This window comes from Mesorhizobium sp. Z1-4 (assembly GCF_004000235.1).
In the GTDB taxonomy this organism is placed as follows: Bacteria; Pseudomonadota; Alphaproteobacteria; order Rhizobiales; family Rhizobiaceae; genus RCIO01.
This window is the reverse complement of record NZ_RCIO01000002.1, coordinates 845,699-857,895: the sequence shown is the minus strand read 5'-3', so window position 1 is coordinate 857,895 and position 12,197 is coordinate 845,699. Positions and strand designations below refer to the sequence as shown.

Annotated in this window: 10 protein-coding genes; 4 read left to right on the top strand and 6 right to left on the bottom strand. The window is 63.5% G+C overall.

Features of this window, described 5'->3' with window-relative positions; translation table 11 throughout:
- Position 1: 1 nt before the first annotated feature.
- A complete protein-coding gene (locus EP165_RS11180) occupies positions 2–403 on the bottom strand; it encodes a GFA family protein (protein ID WP_127522418.1) in 402 nt (133 codons plus the stop codon).
- Between the two features lie 102 nt (positions 404–505).
- On the opposite strand from EP165_RS11180, the gene EP165_RS11175 reads away from it, so the two are divergent.
- Positions 506–1,192 carry a dihydrofolate reductase family protein gene (locus EP165_RS11175; protein ID WP_127522416.1) on the top strand — a complete coding sequence of 229 codons (687 nt, stop codon included), beginning with the start codon at positions 506–508 and terminating at the stop codon, positions 1,190–1,192.
- Positions 1,193–1,245: 53 nt separating this feature from the next.
- Here EP165_RS11175 and EP165_RS11170 read toward each other — a convergent pair whose 3' ends face one another.
- Genes EP165_RS11170 through EP165_RS11155 form a run of 4 tightly spaced genes read right to left on the bottom strand, consistent with a single transcriptional unit; the run spans position 1,246 to position 3,490 of the window.
- Positions 1,246–2,217, bottom strand: coding sequence for an NAD(P)H-dependent flavin oxidoreductase (locus tag EP165_RS11170; protein ID WP_127522414.1), 972 nt, complete (start codon positions 2,215–2,217; stop codon positions 1,246–1,248).
- A gap of 32 nt (positions 2,218–2,249) precedes the next feature.
- On the bottom strand, positions 2,250–2,459 hold the full coding sequence (locus EP165_RS11165; protein WP_127522412.1) for a tautomerase family protein: 210 nt from the start codon (positions 2,457–2,459) through the stop codon (positions 2,250–2,252).
- Positions 2,460–2,486: 27 nt separating this feature from the next.
- The gene (locus EP165_RS11160) at positions 2,487–2,873 is read right to left on the bottom strand and encodes a nuclear transport factor 2 family protein (protein WP_127522410.1); all 387 of its coding nucleotides are present in this window, start codon (positions 2,871–2,873) and stop codon (positions 2,487–2,489) included.
- Between the two features lie 23 nt (positions 2,874–2,896).
- Positions 2,897–3,490, bottom strand: a complete 594-nt coding sequence (locus EP165_RS11155) for a flavodoxin family protein (protein ID WP_127522408.1) — start codon at positions 3,488–3,490, stop codon at positions 2,897–2,899.
- Positions 3,491–3,706: 216 nt separating this feature from the next.
- On the opposite strand from EP165_RS11155, the gene EP165_RS11150 reads away from it, so the two are divergent.
- Positions 3,707–4,051 (top strand): winged helix-turn-helix transcriptional regulator, encoded by a 345-nt coding sequence (locus EP165_RS11150; RefSeq protein WP_206075899.1) that lies wholly within the window; start codon positions 3,707–3,709, stop codon positions 4,049–4,051.
- Between the two features lie 12 nt (positions 4,052–4,063).
- Here EP165_RS11150 and EP165_RS11145 read toward each other — a convergent pair whose 3' ends face one another.
- Positions 4,064–4,729 (bottom strand): glutathione S-transferase family protein, encoded by a 666-nt coding sequence (locus tag EP165_RS11145; RefSeq protein WP_127522406.1) that lies wholly within the window; start codon positions 4,727–4,729, stop codon positions 4,064–4,066.
- A 330-nt stretch (positions 4,730–5,059) separates the two neighbouring features.
- Here EP165_RS11145 and EP165_RS11140 point away from each other — a divergent pair, with 330 nt between their 5' ends.
- Both EP165_RS11140 and carB read left to right on the top strand, forming a co-directional pair.
- Positions 5,060–8,521: a caspase family protein gene (locus EP165_RS11140; RefSeq protein ID WP_164743007.1), complete on the top strand. Its 3,462-nt coding sequence runs from the start codon at positions 5,060–5,062 to the stop codon at positions 8,519–8,521.
- 128 nt (positions 8,522–8,649) lie between these two features.
- The gene (gene carB / locus EP165_RS11135) at positions 8,650–12,144 is read left to right on the top strand and encodes a carbamoyl-phosphate synthase large subunit (protein ID WP_127522402.1); all 3,495 of its coding nucleotides are present in this window, start codon (positions 8,650–8,652) and stop codon (positions 12,142–12,144) included.
- Positions 12,145–12,197: the final 53 nt, after the last annotated feature.

Genomic DNA, 12,197 nt, shown 5'->3' with positions numbered 1-12,197 from the left:
GCTAGCCGGGCAGTCCCGCTATCTCCGGCAATTCATGCAGGTCGCGGTCCCAGCCGGCACGGTCGGCGCAGCTGATATGGGCCGTCGGCCTCAGGCTCACGGGGCTGTCCAGACTGCCCGCCGGCACCACAAGCATGCCCTCGCCCGATAGCGGAAGCGCCGAGCCGCATTGCGAACAGAAGCTCCGTTCATGGCGCGTACCCGGCAGCCGGTACCCTTTGACGAACGCCTCGCCGGACAGCCAGGCGATCGTTGCCGAACCGGAGAAGAGGTTGGCGGCATGCGCCGAGCCGGTATCCTTGCGGCACCGCGAGCAGTGGCAAAGAAAAAATGCATCGAATTCGCCGTCGACCTCGAATGTCACGGCGCCGCACAGGCAGCCGCCGCTGGTGATTTGCGTCATCGTTGATCCCGTTCCGTTTTTTGGGAAGCCGGTCCATTGTCGGAACCGGCAGGCTTCGTACGTCCTGGGTTGGAATGTGTCACTATCGAAGGGAACGAACAGATGCGCAAAATCATTGCCAAGGCATTCACCAGCCTCGATGGCGTCATGCAGGCACCGGGCGGGCCGGAGGAAGACCCCAGCAACGGCTTCCGGTACGGCGGTTGGCTGCCCGCGTTCTTCGACGACGAACTTGGCGCCGCCTTGGATCGTGTTTTTGCCGAGCCATTCGATCTCCTGCTTGGTCGCCGCACCTACGACATTTTCGCGGCACACTGGCCGCATGTGCAGCTGGATAAAACGGCAGCCGATTTCGACGCCTCGTCGGCAGAGGTGGCCAATTCCTTCAACCGTGCAACCAAATATGTTGCGACCCACCGGCCGGAATCTCTCGGCTGGCAGAACAGCCAGGCGTTGGGTGGCGATGTGGTTGCGCGCCTGCGCGAGATCAAACAGGGTAGCGGCCCGAACCTACTGACCCAGGGCTCCAGCGAACTGCTGAAGATCCTGTTCGAGAACGATCTCGTCGACGAGCTGCGCCTGTTTGTGTTCCCTCTCATCCTGGGCAAGGGCAAGCGGGTCTTCGATCCAGCCGCAGCGCCCGCAACCCTGAAGCTGAAGTCATCCAAGGTTTCGCCCAGCGGCGTCTTCATCGCCCACTACGACCGCGTTGGCGAAATCGCGATTGGCTCTTTCGCCTTCGAAACCCCGACCGACGATGAAATAGAACGACGCAAGAACCTCTCATAAGGCAAAACGGGCTGTGGTGCGGTCGTCCCGAAGTGCGATGGCAGGGCCGGCTTCTATGCTGGAGCCGCGACGTAACCCGGCGCGGCTTTCAGCAGCGCCTCGGCCTCGGTCACCATACGCGTCAGGATGGCGGCCGCGGGCTCGCGCCGCGTGACAAGGTCCACCCCCTCGCCGACAATTACGGCGGCGGTGTCGAAGTCGCCTTTCGCTGCTGCCGATGCATAGATGTCGCGTTGCGCGGCTGCGTCGGCCTTGAGGCTTTCGACTTCGCCGGCCCAGCGGTCGGAGAAATGGTTGCGCAGGGTTCTGAGGTTCCACGCGCCGGGCCAGTCGAGGCCGCGCGCGACGTCGCACACCGAGCTGCGCAAGGTGTGATCGCCCGAAGCGGCGGTCGCAACGGCCTTCGCGCCTTCCGGCGAAAGAGCTTCGTCGCTGGCAAAAAACGCCGTGCCGCATAACACACCCGCCGCACCGAGCATCAGCGCGGCGGCCATCCCGCGCCCGTCGGCAATGCCGCCTGCGGCAATCACCGGCAGCTCGCCTGCGATGTCGACGACAGCCGGCACCAGCGGCAGCGTCGCGCGGCTGCCGCCATGGCCGCCGGCTTCGGTGCCCTGCGCAACGATGGCGTCTGCGCCTGCATCGATCGCCGCGCGCGCTTGCTCCAGCGTTTGCACCTGCATGATCAGTTTCGAGCCTGACCGCCGGATTGTCTCGGCAAACGACCCGGCGTCACCGAACGACAGAAATACCGCGACCGGCTGCCGCTCCAGCACCATGTCGAGCAGATGCGGCTGCTGCGCCAGCTTCCAGGTGATGAACCCGACCCCAAGCCGCGCATTTCCGGCGGCGGCGAATTCGCGGCCCAGCCAGTCGGCATCGCCATAGCCGCCGCCGATCTGGCCAAGCCCTCCAGCCTGCGTGACGGCAGCGGCAAGCGCGCCGCCGCTGACGCCGGCCATCGGCGCCAAAAGCACCGGGTGCTCGATCCCGAGCAGGTCGTTGAGTTTTGTCCGTATCGCCATGGCGCTTTTACTCGCTGCCTTCTGTCCGTCGCCTAACCCCCGGCAGCCTGCTTGCGGTAGGCCTCGACCGGCAGCCCGCCAATACCCCAATGTTCCATTTCCACCTCGTCGATGACAACGACCGTGGTCTTGGGGTTTTTGCCGAGCACATCGACCAGAAGGTCCGTTGCGCCCTTGATGAGTTCGGCCTTCTGCTCAGCCGTCGCACCCTCGCGGGTGATCTTGATATTCACATATGGCATGTCGCCTTGTCCTTATCTGCCGGCGTTCTAGCCGCGCTCGTCGGCTGTCTCGAAGTGAAAGACCTTGGCGATGATCTGCCAGCGGCCATCGATCTGGATCAGCGTCAGGAAGTCGGTGAAATCCCTCGGCGCGATCGAACACCGCGCCCGCACGAACGCCGTCACCGGCCCGGCGAATTCGATCGCTTCGATCGCATCCGTCCGCGTTTCGCCCTTGCTCGCCGGCGACCGCCGCTTGGCGACCATCGGCAGATAGTCCTCCATCGTCATGTAGGTCAGCTTGCCTTCGGTCGCGCAGGCATAGGTTGCTTTCGGATGGAACACCTCGCCAAGCAGCGCCGCGTCGCTGTTGTAGAGCCCGTCGAAATAGTTGGCGATGACGGCGGTCACCTCTGCGAAATCGGATTTCGGCATCACCTGTCGTCCTTTTCTGTTGGTTACGCCGCTGCTTCCGAGGCTGTCTCGCTCTGCCGCCAGCGCAGCGCGGCAAGCGCCACGCGCTGGCCAAGATACTCCGCCGTTCGCAGATCGGAACCTGCCGGAACGACATCGGCCGCCAGATCCGCATTCGACTGCGCCATCGCGCCAAGAAACCCGGCCAGGCGGTTCAGATCTTCCGGCGACCCTTCGCTGGTGTGATTTCCGGGCAGAAGTCCGAGCCCGATCCACACCATGCTGTGCTGCATGGCAAACAGGCTGAACTGCTGCAGCGTATTGAGCTTGTCGCCATTATGTCCTGCCGAATTTGTGAAACCCGCGGCAAGCTTGTCCTTCCACCGCTGCTCCGCCCAGCGCGAGGAAGTCGCGTCGAGAAAGGCTTTAAACTGCGCCGAGGCGCCGGCCATATAGGTTGGCGAACCGAAGATGATGGCATCAGCCGCGTCGAGCTCGTCCCAGTTCTCTTCGTAAGCATCGACCGGCACAAGCAACGCTGCGACACCGGCAACGCTTGCCGCGCCCCGATGCACGGCCTCGGCCTGCACCTTCGTGTGTCCGTAGCCGCTATGGTAGACGATGGCGATCTTCTTCATGAACTTCTCCATGCGGGTAACGCGGCGTTGTTGGCGCCGGCCCGGCAATTGATCTGGCGTTATGCCCATTGCGTTCGAAGACACTTGCACGCGACCGCGAATTCTCGCCGTGCGCCCAACGCAATCTCCGGGAGAAGAGCTAGTTGTCATAGGCACTTAAGTAAAGTAGGTATTATTTAGTAACCACTTGATGCAGCAATCCGAGGAGGTTGCGCCATGAAGCTGCCTTGCCCGCCCAATGCCTGTCCGATGGATTCCATCACCGATCTGCTTTCCGGGCCATGGACAACCTACATCGTGTGGGTGCTCCATGAGCATAATGAGATGCGTTTCGGGGCCTTGAAGCGACAGGTCAGCGGCGTCTCCACGCGCATGCTGACGGCGCGGCTGCGCCACCTGGAAGCGTTCGGGCTGGTTCATCGTCATGTCGAACCGACAAGCCCGCCGCAGGTCACCTACAGCCTCACGGATCGCGGAACCGAGCTGGCTGTCACGCTGCGCGGCCTGAACGAGCTGGCGAGGCGCTGGCAGTCGGAAGATGTGCGCATAGCCGCCGAGTAGCGGCCGGCGGGGTCAGGCAGCGAAGCGGTAGGCACCACCCCGCTCAAGCGCCTTCTGATAGGCAGGGCGCGCGCGGATGGCGGCGAGCCAGGCGTCGATCGCCTCGCGTTTGCCGTGATAGTCGACCCGGCCCATTCCGGTCTCGACCGGAAAGCTCATCATGATATCCGCCGCGCTGAAGTCCGGCCCCGCGAAGAAGCCGTCGCGCGCCAGCTCACGCTCCCAGAAGCCCAGATGATTATCGATTTGCGGCGCAATGAGCCGCGCCGTGACAGCCGATGAAATCGCCTTGGCAAAAGGCCTGATGATAAACGGCGAACGCACCGGCAGCTGGCCGAAAATCAGCCTGAGCAGCAGCAGCGGCATCGCAGACCCTTCCGCGTAATGCAGCCAGTAGGAGTAGCGGCGCTTCTCTTCCTCACCCTTTGGCACGAGGTTGCGGCCCTTGCCGTATTTGCCGATCAGATATTCGACAATGGCGCCGGTCTCGGCAACGACTATGCCGTCATCTTCGATCACCGGCGATTTGCCGAGCGGGTGAATGGCCTTCAGATCTGCCGGCGCCCGCATGTCGGCCCGGCGGGTATATTGCTTGATGTCGTAATCGACGCCGAGCTCTTCCAGAAGCCATACGATGCGGTGCGCCCGGCTATCGTTGAGGTAATGGACTGTGATCATCTGCTGGCGCCTCCTCTGGCCTTGTTCGGCATCGCTCACGCAGCACCCGTTGTAAGCGCCCATCGTGCCCATTGGCCCTAGCATCTGGGCCGGCATCAGTCGAACCGGGGCCCGCGGCGGGGCAGTCGATGCCATGACACGGTCCCATTGTTCTTCTAGTTTGGCGTTGGGCGAATGGGAAAGTCAGGAGGCACAATGCCGGGCGAAGGCTTGGTGAAGGGGCTAGCTGCGGCAAAGAGATTTTTGCCGGCACGATTTCTTGCGTTAGCGCTTTTTGCCATATGCATGTGCCTGCTACGGCCGGCATCCGCGCAGGAAACTCTGCGCGGTGTGGCGCTGGTCATCGGCAATGGCGACTACGAACATCTGGCACTGCTGGCGAACCCGCCGGACGATGCCGACGCGATCGAGGAGCTGCTCTCCGATCTCGGCTTCGATTCCGTCCGCCGCACCGACCGCGATGCTGACGACCTCGCGCGTGACCTCGAACGTTTCGTCGAGGATGCCGAAGACGCCGATGTCGCCGTGCTCTATTACGCCGGTCACGGCATCGAGGCCGGTGGCGAGAACTGGCTGGTGCCGGTCGATACCGACATCTCTGCGCTCGATGAGGCAGCAACGAAGCTCGTCCCGGTCTCTGATGTCATTCGCCGGCTGCGTCAGACCGTTGCCGTCACCATCGTTCTGCTCGATGCCTGCCGCGACAACCCCTTCCCCGAAGGCGCGACACTGAAGGTTGCTGCCAACGCCGACGCGCTGCCCGTCTCCACCGGCGGCCTCGCTGTCGCCGACACGCGCGGTGCGTCTGCGCTCGCAAAGGCAGACACCACGCCCTCCGACAATCTCGGCATCGTCATCGGCTTTGCCGCCGCACCGGGTCAGGTCGCGCTTGATGGCGCTTCCGGGGAAAACAGCCCCTATGCCGCCGCCCTCACCCGCCACATCTCGGCGATGGCAGGCGAGGAATTCGGCACGGTGATGCGCATGGTGGCCGAAGAGGTCTATCTCAAGACCGGCGGACGCCAGCGTCCCTGGGTCAATGAAAGCCTGCGCCGCCTGCTCTATTTCGGTGAGGCGCCGAAGCCGGTTGAGGGCGCCGAGGGCGACATCCTCACCGAGCGCCGACAGCTGCTGCTCTCGATTGCGGCGTTGCCGGAATTCAACCGCAAGCAGGTCGAGCGCATTGCCTCCAATGGCGGCGTGCCGATGGATGCCATATTCGGTATGTTGCGCGCTCTCGGACGCGATGCGCCGGACGATCCGGCCGAACTTGAACAACTGCTTCGCGAGCAGACAGAGGAATTGAAGAAGTTCCTCGAAAAGCGGCGCGTCATCGAAAACCCCGACCCCGACCTTGCGCGCCTGTCCGCTCTTTCCGATCGGGCGGTCGCTGAAGGTGCGCTCGCGACTGCACGGCAGCTGCGCGGAGAGGTCGACAAACGCATCGAACAGCTGTCGGTGTTCATCGACAGCGAAGAAGATCTGATCCGCGCCCGCCGTACCGAATTCGCCGCCGAATATGCCAAGAGCGGCGAGGTGGCGACGCTGGCCTTCGATCATCTGAAAGCCGCCGAGTATTATGAAAAGGCCTATGCCGAGATTGAGCGTTGGGACGTTGAGCTGGCGTGGCTCTACAAAACCGCGCAGGCCGGCAGCCTGCGTCAGGCTGGCGAATTCAACAGTGACAATGGCGCGCTGGAAAAAGCGATTGCCGCCGGCCGGCAGGCGCTCCGGCATGCCGATGCAACGGAAAGCCGGGAGCGCTGGGCGCTTACACAAAACGAGCTGGGCAACGCACTGCTGATACAGGGAACTCGCGAAACCGATAATGTCAGGTTGCGTCAGGCCTTGGATGCCTACCGCGCGGCGCTCGGTGTGCACACGAGAGATCGGCACCCTGACGACTGGGCGATCGCGCAAAACAATGTGGGCAGCACGCTCATGACGTTGAGCGCGCGCGACCTCAGCAGGGACAATCTCGACGCTGCCATCACTGCCTACAAGTCGGCGCTGCAGGTTCGAACGCGGGAAAATTCACCCTACGACTGGGCACTCACACTGCACAATCTCGGTGCGGCGATGCACCGATTGGGGAACTTGCAAGCAGACGTAGGCACGCTGCTCGAAACCGCAGAAATCTATCGTCAGGCGCTGGAGGTGAGGACCCGCGATCGCTACCCCCATGATTGGATCATGACACAGAGCAGTCTGGCATCCGTCTATCGCGATCTCGGCAAACGGTTGAACGAACCCACGCACCTTGAGAGGGCGATTTCCATCCATCGTATGACGCTGGAAGAAATTCCGGCTGACGATATGCCTTTGATGCTGGCCAGGTCTCACTCCGGCCTGGCCTCGGCCCTTATCACACTTGCCGAACTCGGCGGCGGCGCTTCCGGTCTGGAGGAGGCAATAGGATTGCTCGACCAGGCGGCCCTTCGGTACAGCAGGGAGCAGACGCCGCTATCTTGGGTGAAGATACAGAGCGAGCGCGGGACGGCGCTCAGAATGCTGGGAAGCAGCACCCGGGACAAGACAAAACTGAAGGAGTCCATCGAGCGATTCAAATCGGTCCTGGAAGTCGTTACCCGGGACAAATTTCCAGTCGATTGGGCAGTTGAAACGTCGAAGCTCGCCTCATCCGTCGCGAAGCTCGCGGAACTCGATAACGATGTTGCGAGTTACGAGGAGGCGATCCGGCTTTATTCGGCCTCAATGGCCGAGGCCTCGGAAGAGTGGGTGCCCTACTCGCTTGTCGCGCTGAAAACCAACCTGGCGAGCGCACTCTATGAAGTCGGCAAGCGCAATCGGGATCCGGTCAGGCTCAAGCGCGCTGTGGCGTTGCTCGAGGACGCAATACAAAACACGCCGCACGAAAGCTCCCCCTCGCATCGGACCACACTCCACACGATGGGCGTCACTTTGCACCAGCTGGGCCTGATAGAAGATCGCACTGACCGGCTGGAGGCTGCCGTAACCGCGTTAACAAAAGCGCGTTCTATGTGGAGACCTGGATCACCGGGCCGCGCTCGGTCGGACTACTTTCTGGCGGAAGTACTGGTCGAACTTGGCAACCGGAAGCAGGATAACAAGCTGGTCCAGCAGGCGATGGCGGCCTACCGCGCCTCCCTTCAGATATGGACCCGAAGCAGCGATCCGCTTTCCTGGGCCAAGGTCCAAATGAAAATCGGCGACGCGCTCCACGAACTGGCGCAGATGAATGCCGGGCAACGGCATACCCGGGATGCGATCGTTGCATATCGCGAGGCTGTCGCGGTGCTGCCGGATGGAGCGTTCGACCGCACGATCAGCCAGTACAAGCTCGCATTTCTCCTGTCTATTGCAGCCAAAGACAGCGCTTTCGAGCAACAGCGCAGCTCCAACCTTGAAGACGCCATTCAGGCGGCCCGTGCCGCGCAGACCGTGCTGACGCGCGACCGGTTTCCCGACAGATGGGCCATTCTTCAGAATCTGATCGGATACGATCTCGTGCTGCTTGGCGAACTGGCGGACGATGAAGACCTGTTTTCCCGGTCGGTGCCGATTCTGCGCGAAGCGCTCGCCGTCCAGCGCGAACTGGGGTCCGCATCGCAGCACAGTACCGCCGACAGCCTTTGCCGTGCCCTGTTGAATCTCGGACGGCACAGGAAGGACCGCGCCGCCCTGGTCGAAGCCAGGGGGCTATGCGAATGGGCCGAGGCCGGGCTCAGGGCTTCCGGCAAAACAGAGACAGCCCGCGAAAGCGCCGACAATCTGACGCGCGTCGAAGCGGCACTCGAAGCACTTGAGTAAACGCTGTCGGCAGGGGTTCCCTACCCGCGCGCCATACCCTATAGAGCGCGCCTAGCCTGAACATTCACTTCATGCATTCCGCCTCGGAAAACCGGGCGGAAAGCGCGCGCCCGAGCCGGAACCCGAATATGCCAAAACGCACTGATATCAAGTCGATCCTGATCATCGGCGCCGGCCCCATCGTCATCGGCCAGGCCTGCGAGTTCGACTATTCGGGCACCCAGGCTTGCAAGGCACTCAAGGCGGAGGGCTACCGCGTCATCCTGGTCAACTCCAACCCGGCCACCATCATGACCGACCCGGAGCTGGCCGACGCGACCTATATCGAACCGATCACCCCCGAAGTCGTCGCCAAGATCATCGCCAAGGAGCGGCCCGACGCGCTGCTGCCGACGATGGGCGGCCAGACCGCGCTCAACACCGCGCTGTCGCTGCGCCGCATGGGCGTGCTGGAGCGTTACAATGTCGAGATGATCGGCGCCAATGCCGAGGCGATCGACAAGGCCGAGGACCGCGCGCTGTTCCGCGAGGCGATGGCCAAGATCGGGCTGGAAACGCCGCGCTCCATGCTGGCCAACGCCTCCGACATCAAGAATGCCGACCGCAAGAGCCACGAGGCCGCCCGCGCCGAGCTGCGCAACGGCCTCGCCGGTGACGAACTCGACGCCGCGCTCGACGAACTCGAAAACCAGTGGAACCTCGGCGAGACCGACCGCAAGCAGCGCTACATGGCGCACGCGATGGCGATCGCCGCCACCGCCATCGACCATGTCGGCCTGCCGGCGATCATCCGCCCCTCATTCACGCTCGGCGGCACCGGCGGCGGCATCGCCTACAACCGCTCCGAATTCTTCGAGATCGTGGAGCGCGGGCTCGATGCCTCCCCCACCACCGAGGTGCTGATCGAGGAATCGGTGCTCGGCTGGAAGGAGTATGAGATGGAGGTCGTCCGCGATCACGCGGACAACTGCATCATCATCTGCTCCATCGAAAACGTCGATCCGATGGGCGTGCACACGGGCGACAGCATCACCGTCGCGCCGGCGCTCACGCTGACCGACAAGGAATACCAGATCATGCGCAACGCCTCGATTGCGGTGCTGCGCGAGATCGGCGTCGAGACCGGCGGCTCCAACGTCCAGTTCGCGGTCAATCCCGAGAACGGCCGCCTCGTCGTCATCGAGATGAACCCGCGCGTGTCGCGCTCCTCCGCCCTTGCCTCCAAGGCGACCGGCTTCCCGATCGCCAAGGTCGCCGCGCGCCTTGCCGTCGGCTACACGCTGGATGAGCTCGAGAACGACATCACCGGCGGCGCCACGCCCGCTTCCTTCGAACCGTCGATCGACTACGTGGTCACCAAGATCCCGCGCTTCGCCTTCGAGAAATTCCCCGGCGCCGACCCGGTGCTCACCACGGCGATGAAATCCGTCGGCGAGGTCATGGCGATCGGTCGCACCTTCGCGGAAAGCCTGCAGAAAGCCTTGCGCGGCCTGGAAACCGGCCTCACCGGCCTCGACGAGATCGAGATCCCCGGTTACGTCGCCGGCGGCGACGAATCCGAAAACCGCAACGCCATCCGAGCCGCGCTCGGCCGCCCCACCCCCGACCGGCTCAGAATGGTCGCCGAAGCCATGCGCCTCGGCACTAGCGTCGAAGACGTGCACGCCATGTGCCGCATCGACCGCTGGTTCCTTGACCAGATTGCCGCCATCCTGGCGCTTGAGGCGCGCGTGCGCGAACACGGCCTGCCGGCCGACGCCGACAATCTGCGCATGCTCAAGGCGAACGGTTTCTCCGATGCCCGCCTCGCGTCATTGACGAAGACCGACGCCCAGGCGATTCAAAAGCTACGGCAAAAGCTCGGCGTTCATCCTGTTTATAAACGCATCGACACCTGCGCGGCCGAGTTCGCCTCGCCCACCGCCTATATGTATTCGACCTACGAGACCCCCTTCGCCGGCAAGCTCGCCGACGAGGCGCAGGTGTCGGCCAAGAAGAAGGTCGTCATCCTCGGCGGCGGGCCCAACCGCATCGGCCAGGGCATCGAGTTCGATTATTGCTGCTGCCATGCCGCCTTCGCGCTGGCCGACGCCGGTTATGAATCGATCATGGTCAACTGCAACCCCGAGACCGTCTCGACCGACTACGACACCTCCGACCGGCTTTATTTCGAGCCGCTGACCGATGAGGACGTGCTGGAGATCATGCGCGCCGAACAGGCAGCCGGCACCCTCGTCGGCGTCATCGTCCAGTTCGGCGGCCAGACCCCGCTCAAGCTCGCCGACGCGCTCGAAAAGGCCGGAATCCCGATCCTCGGCACCGCGCCCGACATGATCGACCTCGCCGAAGACCGCGACCGCTTCCAGAAGCTCCTGATCAAACTCGACCTCACCCAGCCGAAAAACGGCATCGCCTATTCGGTCGAGCAGGCGCGCGTCGTTGCCGGCGAGCTCGGCTTCCCGCTGGTCGTGCGCCCGTCCTATGTGCTTGGCGGCCGCGCCATGCAGATCATCCACGACGAGGCGATGCTGCAGACCTATCTGCTCGACACGGTGCCGGGCCTGGTGCCGGAAGACATCAAGCAGAAATACCCGGCCGACAAGACCGGCCAGATCAACACGTTGCTGTCGAAGAACCCGCTTCTGTTCGATACCTATCTCACCGACGCGATCGAGGTCGATGTCGACTGCCTCTCCGATGGCTCGGCCACTTATGTCGCCGGCATCATGGAGCATATCGAGGAGGCCGGCATTCATTCGGGCGACAGCGCCTGCTCGCTGCCGGTGCACTCGCTCGATGCCGAGCTCGTCGCCGAGCTTGAGCGCCAGACCGCGAGCCTCGCCCGCGCGCTGCATGTCGGCGGGTTGATGAACGTGCAGTACGCCATCAAGGACGGCGAGATTTACGTGCTGGAGGTCAACCCGCGCGCCTCGCGCACCGTGCCGTTTGTGGCCAAGACCATCGGCCGCCCGATCGCCAAGATTGCCGCCCGTGTCATGTCGGGCGAAACGCTGGAGGCCGCGTTCCAGGCTTATGGCGGCCGCCCGGCCTCGGGTCCGCTCGGCCACATCGCCGTCAAGGAGGCCGTCTTCCCCTTCGCCCGTTTCCTGGGCGTCGACACGCTGCTCGGCCCGGAAATGAAATCGACCGGCGAGGTCATGGGGCTCGACACCGACTATGCGCTGGCCTTCGCCAAGTCGCAGCTGGGCGCCGGCGTCGACCTGCCGCGCTCAGGAACGCTCTTCGTCTCGGTGCGCGAGGAAGACAAGGCGCGCGTGCTGCCGTCGGTCAAGAAGCTCGCCGCCGAAGGGTTCCGCGTGCTCGCCACCTCTGGCACCGCGCGCTTCCTGCGCGAAAACGGCGTCGAGGCGGAAAAGATCAACAAGGTGCTGGAAGGCCGCCCGCATATCGAAGACGCCATCCGCAACCGCCAGGTGCAGCTTGTCTTCAACACGACCGACGGCCAGAAGGCGGTGTCGGACTCCAAATCGCTCCGCCGCGCCACGCTGATGCAAAAGGTGCCGTATTACACCACGATGGCCGGCGCCGCCGCCGTCGCGGAAGCTATCGCGGCGCTACGGGCGGGGAGCCTGGAGGTCAGGCCGTTGCAGGGGTATTTTTGATCGAAGCTGCCTTTCTCTCCCCGTTCACGGGGAGAGATGCCCGGCAGGGCAGT